The 16,444-nt window shown below is 58.6% G+C and carries 17 protein-coding genes; 8 read left to right on the forward strand and 9 right to left on the reverse strand.

The genetic code is table 11. From position 1 onward, the window contains the following. Positions 1–17: 17 nt before the first annotated feature. The 4 genes from arsC (at position 18) to ACP7E4_RS14160 (ending at position 2,899) form a co-directional block, all read left to right on the forward strand. Complete coding sequence (gene arsC, locus ACP7E4_RS14145; protein WP_426114605.1) at positions 18–440, forward strand: arsenate reductase (glutaredoxin); 423 nt, start codon at positions 18–20, stop codon at positions 438–440. A gap of 101 nt (positions 441–541) precedes the next feature. Further along, entirely contained in the window at positions 542–1,081 is a 540-nt protein-coding gene (locus ACP7E4_RS14150; RefSeq protein WP_426114607.1) for a DUF4174 domain-containing protein, read from the forward strand. A gap of 158 nt (positions 1,082–1,239) precedes the next feature. Then, on the forward strand, positions 1,240–2,190 hold the full coding sequence (locus ACP7E4_RS14155; RefSeq protein WP_426114609.1) for a GlxA family transcriptional regulator: 951 nt from the start codon (positions 1,240–1,242) through the stop codon (positions 2,188–2,190). Positions 2,191–2,503: 313 nt separating this feature from the next. After that, a complete protein-coding gene (locus tag ACP7E4_RS14160) occupies positions 2,504–2,899 on the forward strand; it encodes a helix-turn-helix domain-containing protein (RefSeq protein ID WP_426114611.1) in 396 nt (131 codons plus the stop codon). Here the strand turns inward: ACP7E4_RS14160 and ACP7E4_RS14165 are convergent, their stop codons facing one another. The 3 genes from ACP7E4_RS14165 to ACP7E4_RS14175 form a co-directional block, all read right to left on the reverse strand. Continuing rightward, entirely contained in the window at positions 2,900–3,367 is a 468-nt protein-coding gene (locus tag ACP7E4_RS14165) for a RidA family protein (RefSeq protein WP_426114613.1), read from the reverse strand. It lies immediately after the preceding gene. A gap of 125 nt (positions 3,368–3,492) precedes the next feature. Next, positions 3,493–4,539, reverse strand: a complete 1,047-nt coding sequence (locus ACP7E4_RS14170) for a class I SAM-dependent methyltransferase (RefSeq protein ID WP_426114615.1) — start codon at positions 4,537–4,539, stop codon at positions 3,493–3,495. Between the two features lie 80 nt (positions 4,540–4,619). Next, positions 4,620–4,898 (reverse strand): DUF3303 domain-containing protein, encoded by a 279-nt coding sequence (locus tag ACP7E4_RS14175; protein WP_426114617.1) that lies wholly within the window; start codon positions 4,896–4,898, stop codon positions 4,620–4,622. Positions 4,899–5,114: 216 nt separating this feature from the next. Here ACP7E4_RS14175 and ACP7E4_RS14180 point away from each other — a divergent pair, with 216 nt between their 5' ends. Continuing rightward, positions 5,115–7,478: a DNA polymerase II gene (locus tag ACP7E4_RS14180; protein WP_426114619.1), complete on the forward strand. Its 2,364-nt coding sequence runs from the start codon at positions 5,115–5,117 to the stop codon at positions 7,476–7,478. A gap of 67 nt (positions 7,479–7,545) precedes the next feature. Here the strand turns inward: ACP7E4_RS14180 and ACP7E4_RS14185 are convergent, their stop codons facing one another. Both ACP7E4_RS14185 and ACP7E4_RS14190 read right to left on the reverse strand, forming a co-directional pair. Beyond that, entirely contained in the window at positions 7,546–7,818 is a 273-nt protein-coding gene (locus ACP7E4_RS14185; protein WP_426114621.1) for a DUF2790 domain-containing protein, read from the reverse strand. A gap of 249 nt (positions 7,819–8,067) precedes the next feature. Continuing rightward, complete coding sequence (locus tag ACP7E4_RS14190) at positions 8,068–8,913, reverse strand: NAD-dependent protein deacetylase (RefSeq protein WP_426114623.1); 846 nt, start codon at positions 8,911–8,913, stop codon at positions 8,068–8,070. Between the two features lie 202 nt (positions 8,914–9,115). On the opposite strand from ACP7E4_RS14190, the gene ACP7E4_RS14195 reads away from it, so the two are divergent. Further along, positions 9,116–9,958, forward strand: coding sequence for a PhzF family phenazine biosynthesis protein (locus tag ACP7E4_RS14195; RefSeq protein ID WP_426114625.1), 843 nt, complete (start codon positions 9,116–9,118; stop codon positions 9,956–9,958). A 27-nt stretch (positions 9,959–9,985) separates the two neighbouring features. On the opposite strand, the gene ACP7E4_RS14200 is transcribed toward ACP7E4_RS14195, so the two are convergent. The 4 genes from ACP7E4_RS14200 to ACP7E4_RS14215 all read right to left on the reverse strand — a co-directional run bounded on the left by ACP7E4_RS14200 (position 9,986) and on the right by ACP7E4_RS14215 (position 13,724). After that, entirely contained in the window at positions 9,986–10,318 is a 333-nt protein-coding gene (locus tag ACP7E4_RS14200; protein WP_426114627.1) for a helix-turn-helix domain-containing protein, read from the reverse strand. Between the two features lie 754 nt (positions 10,319–11,072). Next, positions 11,073–11,450, reverse strand: coding sequence for a hypothetical protein (locus tag ACP7E4_RS14205; RefSeq protein WP_426114629.1), 378 nt, complete (start codon positions 11,448–11,450; stop codon positions 11,073–11,075). Between the two features lie 139 nt (positions 11,451–11,589). Further along, positions 11,590–12,507 (reverse strand): TIGR03915 family putative DNA repair protein, encoded by a 918-nt coding sequence (locus ACP7E4_RS14210; protein ID WP_426114631.1) that lies wholly within the window; start codon positions 12,505–12,507, stop codon positions 11,590–11,592. Continuing rightward, the gene (locus ACP7E4_RS14215) at positions 12,504–13,724 is read right to left on the reverse strand and encodes a putative DNA modification/repair radical SAM protein (protein ID WP_426114633.1); all 1,221 of its coding nucleotides are present in this window, start codon (positions 13,722–13,724) and stop codon (positions 12,504–12,506) included. Before ACP7E4_RS14215 ends, ACP7E4_RS14210 begins: the two co-directional genes overlap by 4 nt. A 196-nt stretch (positions 13,725–13,920) precedes the next feature. Here ACP7E4_RS14215 and ACP7E4_RS14220 point away from each other — a divergent pair, with 196 nt between their 5' ends. Together ACP7E4_RS14220 and ACP7E4_RS14225 are read left to right on the forward strand one after the other, a co-directional pair. Further along, the gene (locus ACP7E4_RS14220) at positions 13,921–14,838 is read left to right on the forward strand and encodes a LysR family transcriptional regulator (protein ID WP_426114635.1); all 918 of its coding nucleotides are present in this window, start codon (positions 13,921–13,923) and stop codon (positions 14,836–14,838) included. Positions 14,839–15,081: 243 nt separating this feature from the next. After that, a complete protein-coding gene (locus ACP7E4_RS14225; RefSeq protein WP_426114637.1) occupies positions 15,082–16,398 on the forward strand; it encodes an MFS transporter in 1,317 nt (438 codons plus the stop codon). Positions 16,399–16,444: the final 46 nt, after the last annotated feature.

The raw sequence follows: 16,444 nt of genomic DNA on the forward strand, positions 1-16,444 counted from the left end.
CCGAGACGAGGCATCTCATGAGCGATATCACGATTTATCACAACCCGCAGTGCGCTACATCGCGCAATACGTTGGCGTTGATTCGTAATAGCGGTGTTGAACCGCAAGTCATTGAGTACCTGAATACGCCACCGTCACGGCAAACCCTTCAAGGCTTGATTGCCTCGATGGGAATCGCCGTGCGCGACGTGATTCGTATCAAGGGAACACCTTACGAAGCATTGGGGCTCGGTAATCCGGACCTTGACGATGAACAGCTGCTTGATGCCATGCTGCAGCACCCGATCCTGATCAATCGACCCATTGTGGTCACGCCTCTGGGAGTTCGGCTGTGCCGGCCGTCCGAGGTGGTGCTGGATATTCTGACGCAGGCGCAGCAAGGCGCGTTCAGCAAGGAAGATGGTCAGGTAATTATCAATGAACAGGGCAAAAGGGTCTGACCGAGGCAGGGATTGAGCTATACCGGTTAGAACAAAACATCAGAACATGCGTCAAAACCTCTGCGTTTATTCTCAACGCATGGATTTGAAAGGAGCTGCTTATGTTTATCCGGTCGCTGACCATTGCCACGTTGCTCACCTGTGCGGGGCCTTTGCTCGCCGCCGACAACGACACGCCTTTGACCCAGGAGCGCGGCCGCACCCGGCCATTGATCATCATCGCCCCAAGCACCGTGGACCCGACGCTGGTGAGCCTGAAGAAAGCCCTGGACGAACCGGAGAATCAGAAAGCCTTCGCCGAGCGCAATATGGTTCTGTATACCGTGGTCAATACGATCGGCCAGCGCGACGGCAAGAATCTGGATGCGCAAACCACCATGGCGTTGATTCGCGAACTCAAGCTTGGGGCGAGCACCGGCACCAAGGTGATTCTGGTCGGCAAGGACGGCGAGAAGAAAATCGACAAACTCGGGCCGGTGGGTCCCAAGGAAATATTCAGTACCGTCGATCAGCTTCCCGCTGAGGAAAAAAACTTTGCGGCACCTGCGGTTTCAGCCCCGGCACCCGAAGCCAAACCGGCCAAGGCCGAGAAAGCAGGCAAGGCGGCGAAGGGCGCTCCGGCCAAGGCGCTCGAAGACTGATTTCACATGCACCATGGCAAGATTGATCGGGCAAGAATGTGCCGTCTGTAGCTAAAACGTCGTTCCGGGCTTGGGTGATGGGAATAAATCCATCATCCTGAGCGGGGGTCGGATTACCGATCCCGCTCCGGTCCCGTTTCAAGCGAAATCAAGCACTTATGAAAACCGTTGCAATCATTCTGTTTCCCGACTTCCTGCTCCTTGATATGGCTGGGCCAATCGAGGTGTTCTCCATTGCCAACCGTTATCTGCACGTTGATAACCATTACCAGCTCAGTACGATTGGTACCCAGTCGTCGGCCATTCGTGCTTCCAGCGGCGTTTCGGTGCAGCCCGATATATCCATCGATACGGCTCCGAAAAGCTACGATCTGCTGCTCGTGCCCGGTGGTCCCGGCGCCTACAACGGTAGAAATCCAGACCTGTTCGCCTGGCTGGGCGAAGCCGCGCAGCAGTCCGGTTTATATGGCTCGATCTGCACCGGCGCGTTCATATTGGGCCATGCCGGTTTGCTGGACGGCCATCGCGTGACCACGCACTGGCATTACACGGAAAGACTGGTCAGTGGGTTTCCTGCGGCACAGGTGACCACCGACGAGATCTACATCAGGGATCGCCGGTTGATCACTTCAGGTGGCGTTACCGCCGGAATCGACCTGGCGCTGGCGATAGTCGCCCAGGACCATGGCAGAAAAGTCGCGTTGGACGTAGCCAAAGTGCTGCTGGTAGTGATGACTCGCCAGGGCGGCCAGGCGCAGTTCAGCCCGCTGGTAGCCGCAGTGGCTAGCCAGGTTTCGCCGATTACCCAAGTGCAGAATTACCTGCTCGAACACCTGGAAGAAGAATTCTCCATCGAGCGCATGGCGGCAATGGCCGCGATGAGCGCGCGTCACTTTTCCCGGGTGTTTGTCCGGGAGGTGAAAATGACGCCCATGGAGTTCATTCAGAACGCCCGGATCGACAAGGCCCGCAGCTTGCTGGAAACCACGACGCTGCCGTTGAAGACCATCGCCCACCGCAGCGGTTTTGGCAGCGTGCGGCATATGAGCCACCTGTTCAGCGAACGGCTGGGACTGACGCCCACTCAGTATCGTCAGCAATTTGGGTAGTGCGCCACCGCTGTTGTTGGAGATTCTATGTCCGGGGGCAACCGCCAGGCGCCAGACGTATTGTCTGAACCGACGCCTTCCCGGCTAAAGCCGGTCCCACTGTGGGACCGGCTTTAGCCGGGAAGACGGCATTCCAGTAGACGCAAATGCATCGGCTGTACGTGCAGATCCGTAAGCGACGCTCCAACAGTCGATATTTGATTCCGGTGGCTCTATTGCGCATCGCATTGGCCGTTACGCTCCTTTCAGGCGTCTTGTTTGGCCGGTGGCGGCTGCGAAGATATCCAGGGATATCTTCGCAGGGGTAACACTCATGGAAAACGAACACCTGGACGCAGCACAACCCGGCGCTTCGGCAGTCACCGGCGGCCTGGCTCCGTGGCGCCTGGATCTGGTCAAACAGCAGATTCAGGCTGACCTGAGCAAGAAAATTTCCGTGCCGCAGTTGGCGCAGTCATGCTCCCTGTCGCGCAGTCACTTTTCCCGGGCCTTCAAGCGCAGTACCGGCATGTCTCCCCAGGACTGGATTCGCCATCAAAGAATTGCTCAGGCGCAGAAACTGATCAGGGATTCCAGCCTGACCCTGACGCAGATCGGTGCCGAATGCGGCTTTTTTGATCAGGCGCATTTTTCCCACATGTTTGCCAAGACTGCAGGCACCAACCCGGCGAGCTGGCGATTTCAGGCGTTGGCCGCAGCGGTTGTCTGATTAAACCGCCGCAATCAGGTCGAGTTCCACCGTGGCATTTTTCGGCAATTGGTAAACGCCAATCGAGCTGCGCGTGTGCGCGCCGACATCACCCAGAACGAAAAACAGAATCTCGGAAGCGCCGTCTGCCACTTCGCTTTGCTGAGTGAAATCCTCGGCACATTGCACGTACAGATTCATGCGCAGCAGACGTTTGACTTCATCCAGCGAGCCCAGGCTGCGCTGCAGAAGGGCCAAGGCACGCATCGCGCAGATTTTCGCCGCCAGTTGCGCTTGAGCGAGGCTGGTATCGGCACCAGCACGACCGGTCACCACAACCGTGTCGCCGACTCTGGGGATCTGGCCGCTGATATACAGCTCGTTCTGGTGGCGAACGATCGGCACGTAATTGCCGCCAATCTTGATTTCTCCGTCGAAGCTGTAACCCAATTCTTCGGCTGTTTGTCTGAAACGGGCGTCTGCTGACATCGGGCATCCTGCGCTGCGGGTGAGGAAACGAATGGGCTCGACTATATCGTGATCGAGCAGTAGCGGCCATTTGCCTAAGCGCGCAAGGCACCGAAACATTCGGCGCCTTGCGTACCCCCTGATAGCTACTTGCGGGCTTCGATGATCAGGTTGAACGGGGTTTCAGCCGCGCGGCGAAAGCGACTGAATCCCGCCCGGGTCAGCACATCGCGCAATCGCCCTTCGCCGGCCTGGGCGCCGAGACCCAGCCCCACTTCCTGTGAAAGCGAGTTCGGCGTGCAGATAAAGGTCGACGCGGCGTAATACAGCCGGCCTACCGGCGTCAGATTGTCATCCAGATGATCCTGGGCAAACGGCTCAACCAGCAACACTGTGCCATCGTCACGCAGCGTCTCGAAAGCATGCCGGGCAGCGCCGACCGGGTCGCCCATGTCGTGCAGGCAGTCGAAGTAGCAGATCAGATCGTAATCCTTACCGGGAAAGTCCTTGGCAGAGCCTTGCTCAAAGCGGGCTCGGTCGCCGACGCCAGCCTGCTCGGCACGTTGCGTTGCGATATCGATGGAGGGCGCGTGGTAGTCGAAACCGATGAACGTCGAGGCCGGAAACGCCTGAGCCATGATCACCGTCGAAGCGCCATGGCCACAGCCGATGTCGGCGACCTTGCCGCCAGCTTCGAGTTTCGCGACAACACCCTCCAGCGCCGGCAGCCAGTCAGCCACCAGATGCGCTCGGTAGCCGGGTCTGAAAAAACGCTCCGTGCCGCTGAACATGCAGGGATGGTGGTCGCCCCAAGGCAGTGCGCCATCGCCGCGCATGGCGGTGACCAGTTTGTCCTTGTCATGAAACAACGCCGCGACGACCGCTGCGCCACCGGTCATGTAGACCGGCGAGTCTTCGGTTCCCAGCACCAGCGCTTGCTCCTCCGGCAGACGAAACTGGCCGTCGCGATGCTCCATGTACCCGGAGGCCGCCTGGGCACTGAGCCATTCGCGAACCAGGCGCGCATTGCAGCCGGTCTTGCCGGCCAGCGCTTCAGGGGTTACGAATGCACTATCGGCCATGGCCTGATACAGCCCGAGTTCTTCACCAAGAATCATGTTGGCAACAATTGCAGCCGCGCCCATGTCGTAGACCAGCTTGCCCATGAATTCACCGAGTTTTGCCTCGTCCATGGTCTGTTCTCCTCTGTAATCGCCGCCGCCTGGGCATGCCCGATGAGGCAACCCGCGCGTGGCAGCGGCGTTCTGGATGGTTATTCTTTGAGCGCAGCTGCCAGCAGTGGCGCCGCTTGCTCGTCGGTCAGCGCCGGATGTACTTCCATGGTCAGCAGATCACTCCATTGCAGGACCCATTTCTGGATCAGCGTGATGTCGTCGGTTTCTGCAATACCAAAACCGGTCATGCCGCCCACGGCATGCCAACGCCCGAGCATGGTCACACCTGCGGGTGCGACGGCACCGGTCTTGAGGAAGCGCTCGATAGCGCGGTTACGGTTTTGCGACTGGATGGACCAATTAACGATAAACAACATAAGGCACCTCCTGAGAAGGTCGGCACCTGGGTGGTGAACGCATCCGGCTGGCGCCGTGATGACCGACGCGCGTCTGCCCCAGCCACGGAGTCGTGCGCTGAAACGACTGCTTCTAGTAAGGAATAGCAGCGTTTTGGCGTCTGTAGCTGACCGGTGATCTTTTTTCCGGGTAGCCAAGTAGAATCACACCCTGAATGGCGTTTGAGGTTTACGGTGGTGGATGTTCAACAGGGTTTTATCCTGAGCCGGCATTGGCGTGACACGCTAGCCGGTACCGAAGTCGAGTTCTGGCTGGCGACTGATGACGGTCCTCGGCATATCCGCCTGCCTTATCAACCTTCAGTGGCCTTCATTCCCGCCGAACATCGCGAGCGCGCCGAAGCGGTGCTGCGCAGCGAACGCGACGTTGAACTGCGCCCGTTGAGCCTTTGCGACTTCCGCCATCGCCCCGTGCTTGGCCTGTATTGCCAGCAGCATCGCCAACTCATGAACCTCGAAAAATCCCTGCGCAAGGGTGGCGTGGATGTCTACGAAGCGGACATCCGGCCGCCGGAACGCTACATGATGGAGCGATTCATCACCGCCGGCGTGCAATTCAGCGGCGTGGCGGATGCCAGCGGCACTTTGTGCGATGCGCAGATCAAGCCCGCGCCGGATTACCGCCCCAACTTGCGCCTGGCCTCCCTGGATATCGAGACCACGGAAAAGGGCGAACTGTATTCCATTGCGCTTGAGGGCTGCGGCGAGCGGCAGGTGTACATGCTCGGGCCGCCAAACGGTGACGACAGTATTGTCGATTTCCAGCTTGAATATTGCGACACCCGCAAGCTGCTGCTGGAACGGCTCAACCAGTGGCTGGAACGCCATGATCCCGATGCCATCATCGGCTGGAATGTGGTGCAGTTCGATCTGCGCGTGCTGCATGAGCACGCCCAGCGTCTTCAGGTGCCATTGCGGCTCGGGCGCGGCGGTGAAGCCATGGGCTGGCGCGAACATGGCTCGCGCAACAATCATTTTTTCGCCGATGCCAGCGGGCGCTTGATCATCGACGGCATCGAGGCGCTGCGCTCGGCGACCTGGAGCTTTCCGTCGTTCAGCCTGGAAAACGTGGCCCAGACGTTGCTCGGCGAAGGCAAGGCGATCAGCACGCCTTATCAGCGCATGGACGAAATCAACCGCATGTTCGCCGAGGACAAGCTTGCGCTGGCGCGCTACAACCTCAAGGACTGCGAACTGGTTACGCGCATCTTTGCCAAGACTCAGTTGCTGACCTTTTTGCTGGAGCGGGCGTCGGTGACGGGTTTGCCTGCGGACCGCAGCGGCGGTTCGGTCGCTGCATTCTGCCATCTGTACATTCCGCTGATGCACCGCCAGGGCTTCGTCGCGCCGAATCTGGGCGAGCGCATGCCCGAGGCCAGTCCCGGCGGGTTTGTCATGGATTCCCAGCCGGGCTTGTACGAGTCGGTGCTGGTTCTGGATTACAAAAGCCTTTATCCATCGATCATCCGCACCTTCCTGATTGATCCGGTCGGATTGGTCGAGGGCATGCGCCATCCCGATGATGAGCACTCGGTGCCGGGTTTTCGCGGGGCAAGGTTTTCGCGTACGCGGCATTGTTTGCCCGCCATCGTCGAGCGGGTCTGGCAAGGTCGGGAAACCGCCAAGCGTGAGCACAACCTGCCGTTGTCCCAGGCACTGAAAATCATCATGAATGCGTTCTATGGCGTGCTCGGCTCAAGCGGCTGCCGTTTCTTCGATACCCGGCTGGCGTCGTCGATTACCTTGCGGGGGCACGAGATCATGCGCAGAACCCGCGAGCTGATCGAAGCGCAGGGTTACACCGTGATCTACGGCGACACGGATTCCACCTTCGTCTGGCTCAAAAGCCCCCACAGCGAAGCGGATGCGGCGCAGATTGGCCAGGCTCTGGTGCGCCAGGTCAATCAATGGTGGCGTGAGCATCTGGAAGACACGCTGGGTCTGGAAAGCGCTCTGGAACTGCAGTTCGAAACCCATTTCAAGCGTTTCCTGATGCCGACCATTCGTGGTGCGGAAGAGGGCAGCAAAAAGCGCTACGCCGGGCTGGTCAGGCGTGCCGACGGTTCCGACGAGATGGTCTACAAGGGGCTGGAAACGGTACGCACTGACTGGTCGCCGCTGGCGCGGCAGTTCCAGCAAGCGTTGTATCTGCGCATCTTCAACCGCCAGCCCTATCAGGATTACGTGCGCGAATACGTGCGGCGCACGGTGGCGGGGGACTTCGACGACCTGCTGGTCTATCGCAAGCGCTTGCGTCGGCGACTGGACGATTATGAGCGCAACGTTCCGCCCCATGTGCGGGCGGCACGTCTGGCCGACGAGTTCAACGATCTGCACCACCGCCCGCGTCAGTACCAGAACGGCGGCTGGATCAGTTACGTCATCACCGTGGCCGGTCCGGAACCGCTGGAAACCCAGCATTCGCCCATCGACTACGACCATTACGTCTCCCGACAGCTGCAACCGATTGCCGATGCCATCCTGCCTTTCGTGGACGATGAATTCAGTACGTTAATTGGCGGGCAACTTGGCTTGTTTTGATGACTGTAATAAGTGATCGGGCGAGCGTGAAGTCAGCGGCTTGCCCGAAGTAACTCAAGCAAAACAGTCAGCCGTTGGAACAGCCGTTACCTATAATCAGATAACGCATGATATGCCGTTGTCCGGTTGAATCTTCATAGGCCATTTCCACCGAGACCGGGCCGCATACATTGGGAACTTCCGAAGTCTCGAGAACTTTGGCGACATCCGGGTGATCGCCGTAGGCATAGTCTTCGACTGGCGTGCTCTGCGGGTTGGCCACAGTGCTGCCTTCCATGGCCAACGCATGAGCGCTCGCACCCGTGAATGCGATCGCGATAAGCGCGACTCTGATATTCATTTGATTTTCCTGGTAGGTAATTCACAAGCAGAGAAAGTTATAAGTTGCGCGCCTGCATTTATTAACTAGCCGCTGTAAATAGCCGGTTAATTTTGCAAGTCAATTTGTCATGCCGCGCATGGTAGAAGTAAAAGTCGCGAGGAGGTAGCCATCATTCTGAAAACTGCTATTACCGATTGCGTAATAATAGGAGGGCGATCAATCTGTTGATTTGTTCAGCGCACTTTAAGTAATCGGTGTCCAGTGGACTTAGGTCGAAAGCAGACTTGCTGCCAGTTCGGGCAGCAATACATCACAAGACATCTCGATTTTCATGTCCAGCAGCTCATCAGCCCGGGTTTTGCCGAAATTGATCGCCACCAGCGGTTTGCCCTGAGCAGTGATTGCCTTGCATAGACGAAATGCGGAATACGCCATCAATGACGAGCCAATCACCAAAAGGCCATCCGCTTCTTCGACACTGGCCAGCGCCTTGGCCGCAGTTGGCACTGCGACGTTCTCGCCAAAGAACACCACATCCGGCTTGAGCCGTTCGCCAGCGCAGTGGGGACAATCAGGTACCTGAAAATTCGCCTCGAAAGCCGGGTCCAACAAGGTATCGCCGTCAGGCGCCTGGACTGCGTGGACTCCAGCCAGATAAGGATTGTCGTTCTCCATGAGCAGTTGAATCGCCGCACGATCAAAGCGCTCACCGCAGTCCAGGCATAGCACTCGATGCAGGCTGCCATGCAACTCGATAACGTCGCGGCTACCAGCTTGATCATGCAGCGTATCGACATTCTGGGTGATCAACCCGGCGATGCGTCCGTCGCGCTGCAAGGCTGCCAGTGAGAAATGCGCAGGATTGGGCAACGCTTTACGGATTCGTGGCCAACCGAGCATGGCCCGAGCCCAGTAGCGACGACGGGAATCGGGCAGAGTAAGGAATTCGCTAAACATCATCGGTGCCTTGCCCCGGCGTACGCCGTCGCTGTCCCGGTAGTCGGGAATGCCCGAAGGCGTGCTGATTCCGGCGCCGGTCAAGACCATGAAGCGCTTTTCAGCCAGCAGCGTGCGTAGCGCTTCAACGGCAGAGAGGGACGGGTTGTCGAGCATTTGCGGCCTCCGATGACCTGGTCGATACAAGGCCCCGTTGGGCGGGCAGGGAGCACAGGTTGAGGGGAATACTAGTCGAGGGTTACCGCCGATAGCGAACTAAACCCTGCATTCACGGCAACCGATTCGCCGCTGAAGGGTTGGCCTTTGCCCGGTCCGCATGCCAATCTTGGCTTCTTTCGTTTGCACAAGGTGCGTCTGCATGAGCCGTTTCCGTTTCAAACAAGTTGATGTGTTCAGCAAGCACACTTTGCTCGGCAACCCGTTGGCTGTTGTGCTGGACGCTGATGAGTTGAGTGACGCACGGATGGCTGCGTTCGCCCGCTGGACCAACTTGAGCGAGACCACCTTTGTGCTTGAGCCTGTCGATCCGCGTGCGGACTATGGGGTGCGGATTTTCACCACAACGCAGGAACTGCCCTTCGCCGGGCATCCAACATTGGGCAGTTGTCATGCCTGGCTGGAAAGCGGCGGGCAGCCCAAGGGTGAGGAGATCATTCAGGAATGCGGCATCGGTCTGGTTCGTATTCGCCGACAAGGCACCCAACTGGGCTTCACGGCTCCGCCACTGTTGCGTTCAGGCCTGGTAGAAGCTCCGTTGCTTGAGCGCATACGTGCAGGCATGGGGCTGAGAGAAGGGGCGATACTTGAGGCACGCTGGGTCGACAACGGTGCCGGTTGGCTGGCGCTACGCCTGGCGGATCGTGCCAGCGTGCTGGCTCTGCAGCCTGATTACGCCCAACTTGCGGGCTTGGCGATCGGCGTATTTGCACCTTGGGAACCGCTGCGCGATGGTGACGAAGCGCAGTTCGAGGTCCGCGCATTCATCGCCGGGGACGGCATGCCGGAAGATCCGGTGACCGGCAGTCTCAATGCTGGAATCGCCCAATGGCTGCTGGGAGCCGGACTGGCACCGGACACTTATGTCGTCAGCCAGGGAACTGCCATGGGACGACAGGGCAGGGTGCATGTGGAACGGGTTGGCGACGACATCTGGATCGGTGGCGAGGCAGTGACTTGCATCGACGGAACTCTGGAACTGTAAGCAATGGCTGATGCCTGGCGCCATCAATCACGCCTGGGCATCGGCCATGAACAGTGTGCTGATCAATCGCTTGATATCCTCTTGCACTTCTTCGGGCAAACCGTCGAGCTCCCTGAGCAGCTTGGTGTCCCCGGCGGTGATGGCGTCCAGGGCCAGGACTTTACGTGTGCCGGTAATCACGAACAGTACATCGACCCCCGCCTGGGCAACCGCGCCCAGGTAACTCGCGTTCGGGAACCGTTTACCTCGTTCGTAGAGTCCCTGGGCGTTGGCTTCAATACCGCCGATGGCTCCTAGCTCCTGCTGGGAAAGATCCAGTCTCTTTCTTTCCGATTTTAGCCGGATGCCAATGCCTTCCATTTGGGGTTCTCTTGGTGCTGAAGCCTTCAGACTGAAGGGCTCTAAGGCGTGCTTTATCCTTGGCAGCTTAGCAGATGGACCGGGTCTTTAGTTTTCTGCTTAGTCAGTTATTGCGAGTAAGCTTCTGAAAAATTGAGTATTTCTGGATTATCGAGATTGCCTGGCTTGCTAGAGCGTATCCACTCCGCCAATGGATGGTCCGACGAAGGTCGCGCGTGCGAGCGGATAAAGTAGTCGATTGTGCTGCACTACGGCTTGAAAGATATACATGTCAGTTATGAACACATACCTATGGATAATTGAATTGCCTCCCTGTGCGTTGCATAGTCTTGTTATCACATGCCTGCGCTGGAAACCGAATGTGTTGCCTGTTTAGTGTGCAGTTTCCAGGCGCGCTGACAGGATCAGGCAATCGCTGGCCGCTATGGTCGGACTGACTCAGCGGGTATCTGGATAGTGTTTGTATGAAAAGGCACTGTGCAGTAAATAAAATTTATCAATGTATGAGTGGGTGCTTGAATGGTAAAGAAAACAATTCGAGCCGGCCAATACAAATCGGCGACTGAACTATAATTTTCAGTTACCCGCAGTATGAACGGTTGTGTCGAGTTGGCAGCGCTCCGGTTTGATGCGCTGCGCGAAATGCCTAAAGAGAGAAACAGTAAGCCGAACTCCGGTCGCGTGTTTGACCGACAGAGTTCAATGCCCTTTTCATAACAGGTGGTGGAGAAGAATCATGAAGCGTAAGTTTTTTTCAGGCGTTGTTTTTGCGGCGATGGCATCGGTCGTGGTGCCGTTCGCTGTGTCCAATGTAATGGCTGAGGAAGCGCAGGCAGTCGCGGCAGATGGTGCTGATCAAGTCGGTGCTGCCCGCGTAGCAGAAGGCGGTTCCGAGCACGTGGGTGCCGCCCGCGTTGCAGCGGATGGTTCGGATCATGTTGGTGCTGCCCGCGTCGCTGCGGATGGTTCGGATCAGGTTGGCGCAGCCCGCGTCGCTGCGGATGGTTCGGATCAGGTTGGCGCAGCCCGCGTCGCTGCGGATGGTTCGGATCATGTTGGTGCTGCCCGCGTCGCTGCGGATGGTTCGGATCAGGTTGGCGCAGCCCGCGTTGCAGCGGATGGTTCGGATCATGTTGGCGCTGCTCGTGTTGCAGCGGACGGCGCGGATCACGTGGGTGCAGCACGTCTGGCCTATTCACCTCGTGGTGGCATTGGTTCTGATCGGGTTGCTTCCAGCTTTGTGAGTGGCAGCTATTCTGACCAGTTCAATATCAACCAGTAATTTTTGAAGCCTCGTTGGCTTCAGCGGCTCTGGCAGTGTCAGGGCCGCGGGTTATGCGTTTACCAGGCTTGGCGGCAATCTGGCTGGCCTGACCGTCGCGCTGTTTACCGGTCCTGGCCTCGCTGATCAAGGCGGGTATCAAAGGTCCTTCCGGCAGGTTTTTCCAGAAACGGGCGGGAAGGTGTCCTTGCATGACCTTGGGATTGAGTCGCGCTGGATTGAAGATGTTGCGGTAGTAGGTCAGCCAGAGTTCGCCCTGAGGATCTTCGGGATTGCGCGCCAGTTCCTGCCATGCGGGCGGGCAGATACGCTCGTGAGTCAGTTGTTTGCCGTCGAAATAAACCCCGTCCGCCGGTGTGGCAATCATCCAGCGATGCAGGCCCATGCGGCCAATGAAGTGCTGGCTGGCGCTGTGCAGAATGTCGTGGGCGGGCTCATGCCAGGCGACGTATTGTGGGCGAAGCGATTCCAGGCGTGATCGCTCCTGCGGCGCCAATTCCAGCGCCAGCTCCAACGGCGGCAGCTCTACGAAACGCAGAAATGCATGCAGATGATGAGCTTCGCGGCTGACCTGTTTGATCCGTCGATGCAGTTCACTGCCCAGCTTGTCGCCTGCCAGCATGGCCGTGCGATCGCCATGACTGACCCGCCATAGAACCTCATACAACAGGCTCCAGCGTTGTTCGCCCCGATAACACGCGGCGTTGGCCAGCAGTTCGATCAGCGCCAAGGGTATGCGTGCCTGAAACGGGCCGGCTTGCTGCGGGTAATGCTCGTCCGTGGCAAACAGGTCTTTCGCCACGTCCGACGACCAGCTCACCTGGCTGGGGTCGATCTCGTGACTGAGCAGCCAGCGCGCTTGCTGACGCCAGGTGTCGAAAAGGTTGTCACAGTCCAGGCTGATCATCCCCACAACCCCAGCTGCTGCGGCTGCGGTTTATCGCGCAATTGCAGGTGCAGCAATTCGCTGGTGGTCTCGGCCTGAGGCGGGTGGTAATCACTGGTGATGATGAACGGCTTGGCCTTGGCCAGCACGCAACGCAGGCGAGTCAGGTCTTCGTAGCGAATCCGCCTCTGCATACGCAACTCCACCAGTCGCTCGGTGGTGCGAATGCCGATCCCCGGAATGCGGGCAATCAGCGAGGCTTCGGCGCGATTCAGGTCCAGCGGGAAAACCTCGCGATTAGCCAGGGCCCAGGCCAGTTTCGGGTCGATATCCAGCGCCAGATGTCCCGGCCCTTTGAACAGTTCGTTGACTTTGAAACCGTAGCCGCGCAGCAGGAAATCCGCCTGATACAAACGATGCTCGCGCATCAGCGGCGGGGCGGCCAAGGGTACGCTTTTCGGGCTGTTGGGGATGGGGCTGAACGCCGAGTAATAGACTCGCCGCAAACCAAAGTCGCCGTAAAGTGATTCGGCGCTGTGCAAGATGGTGCTGTCGTCGGTGTCATCGGCGCCCACGATCATTTGCGTGCTTTGCCCGGCCGGCACGAAACGCGGCGCGCGCGGTTCGTTGAGGACGGTTTGCTGGCCGGTGTAAATGGTTTTCATCGCTTGCTTGATGGACGCCACGTCTTTTTCCGGCGCGAGGGTCTTCAGGCCCAGATCCGTCGGCAACTCGATATTGACGCTGAGGCGATCGGCATAATGTCCGGCCTGTTCAATCAGCAGCGGATCCGCATCCGGAATGGTCTTGAGATGAATGTAGCCGCGGAAATTGTGTTCTTCGCGCAGCAGGCGAGCGACTTCGATCAGCTGTTCCATGGTGTAGTCCGCTGAACGAATGATGCCCGAACTCAGAAACAGGCCGCTGACGCAGTTGCGCCGGTAGAAATCCAGCGTCAGGGTGACCACTTCCGCAGGGCTGAAACGTGCGCGCGGCACATCGCTGGAGCGGCGGTTGACGCAGTATTGGCAGTCATACAGGCAGAAATTGGTCAGCAGGATTTTCAGCAACGAAACGCAGCGGCCGTCCGGCGTATAGCTGTGACAAATGCCCATGCCATTACTGGAGCCCAAGCCAGCCTTGCCCTCGGAGCTGCGCTTGGGCGCGCCGCTGCTGGCGCAGGACGCATCGTATTTGGCGGCGTCAGCGAGGATGCTGAGCTTGTCGATCAGCTGCATGGAAAACTCCGTTACTGTTCGGATATACAGTAATCGCTCAATGCATCCTGTTCAAGGAATGGATCGCCTGCAGCGTGACGTTGGTCGGAAAGGCAACACACGCCATCGTGCTTCGCTGCGCCGCCATTCACAGGTAATGTGCGCGGACTGATGCCCGATTCAGAGTCCGGCCGCGCACCTTCAACAGGAATCACCCATGCAACTGGAATGGCTGGAAGACTTCATCGAGCTGGCGCGCACCCGAAGCCTGTCCCGGGCAGCGGAAATTCGTTGTGTGACGCATCCGGCGTTCGGGCGACGGATCAAGGCCCTGGAGGATTGGTTCGGTGTGCCCCTGATCGAACGTAAACAACCGCTGTCGCTGACGCCCGCCGGGTTGCTGTTTCTTGAGGCGGCCAGCCAGTCGCTGGGCCTGCTAACGGCCGCCCGGGCGCAATTCCAGAGCGTCGGGCTCAATCGGGATGAGCCGCTGCGTATTGCCACCGGGCGAACCCTGGCGAGCAATTTTTTCCCGGACTGGTACGAGACGCTCAATCAGCGTTTCGGCTCGTTTCCGGTTTCCCTGGTTACCAGCGGTTCCCAGGAAGCAATCGGTCGAGTGTCGGCGGGGGACGTGGATTTGCTGCTGATTTTTTCCAGCCCGTTGACCCAGATTCTGATCGATCCCGAACGGTTTGATTCGCTGGTGCTGGCCCGTGAAGAGATGATCCCGGTCAGCGCGCCCGATGCCAATGGCCAGCCGCGTTTTCAGATTACGCCGGGCGGCGGTGCTTCAAGTGTTCCATGGCTGGCTTTTTCGCCGACCCTGGCGTTGCGCGGGGTGCTTGCCCAACACCTGGCCAGCTTGCCCCAGCGCCTGGTGTTGCGCATGACCTATCAGGCCGATTCCTATGAGTCGATCCTGCAGATGGCCAAGCGCGGCAACGGCTTGGCCTGGCTGCCGCGCATGGTGGTCAGGGCCGCGTTGCAGGCCGGGGAGTTGGTGGTCGCCGGTGGGCCGGAGTTGACCATCGGATTTGATATCTCCCTGCATCGGCGCCGATCAAACCAGGCGGAACAGGTAATGAGGATCTGGCGCGGTCTGGCAGAAGACGCACCGATAGAGGGCAAATGAAAAAAACCTGGCGACGTCACGGCGGCTGAAAGCCAGCAGCGGTGCCCGGCGTGCCCATTGGGCTCAAGGATGTGCCCAAACAGCAATTGTTCTGGCCCAGGTGTTAATTCAAGTTAGTCCCAGGGTGAACGGATCAGCCATCTTCAGCTGTTCGAGCACCCCCGCTGATAAAAATATCGCAAGTGCATTGTCGCCCTGACCATTCGACAAGAGCGCTTGCCTCTGAGAAGCCGGGGCTCATTCATGACACTTCAAACCACTGCAACGCATGCTTCAATTGCCAGGCCAAAGCGAGGTCCGTGGAAGGAAATTGTCGCGGCCAGTATTGGTAATGCACTCGAATTCTATGACCTGCTGATCTACGGCTACTTCGCGGTGGTCATCGGCAAGCTGTTCTTCCCCTCGGATAACGAAACTACGTCGCTGCTGCTCAGCGTCGGTTCATTCGGCATCTCGTTCCTGATGCGGCCGCTGGGCGCGATGGTGCTGGGTTCCTATGCGGACCGGGCAGGGCGCAAGGCTTCGCTGACGATGTCGATCCTGATCATGATGATCGGTACGGCAATGATCACCTTTACGCCGTCGTATCAGCAGATTGGTGTCGCCGCGCCGTTGATCATAATTGTTGCGCGGATGCTGCAAGGTTTCTCCACCGGTGGCGAGTTCGGCGCTGCGACGGCCTTTATGGTCGAACACGCCGATGCCAAACGCCGGGGTTTCTTCGCCAGCTGGCAGTTGTCGACGCAAGGATTGGCAACGGTTCTGGCCGCTGGCGTCAGCGCGTTGCTGAGTTATGTCTTGACCGACGTGCAGCTTAACGATTGGGGCTGGAGAGTTGCTTTCGGCATCGGCCTGTTGATTGGCCCGGTGGGTTTCTACATCCGCAGCCAGATCGACGAAACACCTGATTTCCAGAAAGTCGCCGCAGCCGTCGATTCGCCAAAAAGAACCCCGCTGCGCGATGTGTTGATCAAAGGCCATGTCAGCCTGTTGCTGGCCATCGGTGTCGTTGCCGGCGCCACGGCGTTCAACTACGTGCACAAGCTGTACATGCCGACCTACGCCCTGAAACAGCTGCACATCGCCGCGACCTCTTCGTACATGGGCGCATTGGTGACCGGCGTGACCTTGATGTTCATGGCGCCCGTGTTCGGCACGCTGTCCGATACCCATGGCCGATTCCGCGTGCTGAGTATTGCGCTATTGATCACTGGCCTGTCGTCGTACCCGATGTTCGTCCTGCTCAATACCTATCCAACCGTGACCACGTTGTTGCTGGTGCAGGCCATCGTCGGGGTCTTGATTGCGGCGTGTCTGGGACCGATTCCGGCCATGCTTGCGGATATTTTCCCGACCAGCATTCGCGGCACGGGCCTGGCCCTGAGTTACAACTTTTCCGTCACCTTGTTCGGCGGTTTCGCGCCGCTGATCGTGACCTGGATGATCGAGGCCACCGGCAGCAAGCTGGCGCCGAGTTTCTATGTCATGGGCACTGCGCTGATCAGCGTGATCGCCGTCGTCGCCCTGGGCCGCCGTATGCGCGGCACCGTCCAGCACTGATATTCAACACCCTCATAACAAGATCATTCCATGCCAGCTCAACGGG

The sequence above is a fragment of the Pseudomonas sp. DSP3-2-3 genome (genome assembly GCF_049898225.1).
GTDB lineage: Bacteria > Pseudomonadota > Gammaproteobacteria > Pseudomonadales > Pseudomonadaceae > Aquipseudomonas.

Coding starts and splice junctions, on each gene's coding strand:
- arsC (WP_426114605.1), top strand. CDS start 18: ATGAGCGATATCACGATTTATCACAACCCGCAGTGCGCTACATCGCGC.
- ACP7E4_RS14150 (WP_426114607.1), top strand. CDS start 542: ATGTTTATCCGGTCGCTGACCATTGCCACGTTGCTCACCTGTGCGGGG.
- ACP7E4_RS14155 (WP_426114609.1), top strand. CDS start 1,240: ATGAAAACCGTTGCAATCATTCTGTTTCCCGACTTCCTGCTCCTTGAT.
- ACP7E4_RS14160 (WP_426114611.1), top strand. CDS start 2,504: ATGGAAAACGAACACCTGGACGCAGCACAACCCGGCGCTTCGGCAGTC.
- ACP7E4_RS14165 (WP_426114613.1), bottom strand. CDS start 3,367: ATGTCAGCAGACGCCCGTTTCAGACAAACAGCCGAAGAATTGGGTTAC.
- ACP7E4_RS14170 (WP_426114615.1), bottom strand. CDS start 4,539: ATGGACGAGGCAAAACTCGGTGAATTCATGGGCAAGCTGGTCTACGAC.
- ACP7E4_RS14175 (WP_426114617.1), bottom strand. CDS start 4,898: ATGTTGTTTATCGTTAATTGGTCCATCCAGTCGCAAAACCGTAACCGC.
- ACP7E4_RS14185 (WP_426114621.1), bottom strand. CDS start 7,818: ATGAATATCAGAGTCGCGCTTATCGCGATCGCATTCACGGGTGCGAGC.
- ACP7E4_RS14190 (WP_426114623.1), bottom strand. CDS start 8,913: ATGCTCGACAACCCGTCCCTCTCTGCCGTTGAAGCGCTACGCACGCTG.
- ACP7E4_RS14195 (WP_426114625.1), top strand. CDS start 9,116: ATGAGCCGTTTCCGTTTCAAACAAGTTGATGTGTTCAGCAAGCACACT.
- ACP7E4_RS14200 (WP_426114627.1), bottom strand. CDS start 10,318: ATGGAAGGCATTGGCATCCGGCTAAAATCGGAAAGAAAGAGACTGGAT.
- ACP7E4_RS14205 (WP_426114629.1), bottom strand. CDS start 11,450: ATGATCCGAACCATCCGCTGCAACGCGGGCTGCGCCAACCTGATCCGA.
- ACP7E4_RS14210 (WP_426114631.1), bottom strand. CDS start 12,507: ATGATCAGCCTGGACTGTGACAACCTTTTCGACACCTGGCGTCAGCAA.
- ACP7E4_RS14215 (WP_426114633.1), bottom strand. CDS start 13,724: ATGCAGCTGATCGACAAGCTCAGCATCCTCGCTGACGCCGCCAAATAC.
- ACP7E4_RS14220 (WP_426114635.1), top strand. CDS start 13,921: ATGCAACTGGAATGGCTGGAAGACTTCATCGAGCTGGCGCGCACCCGA.
- ACP7E4_RS14225 (WP_426114637.1), top strand. CDS start 15,082: ATGACACTTCAAACCACTGCAACGCATGCTTCAATTGCCAGGCCAAAG.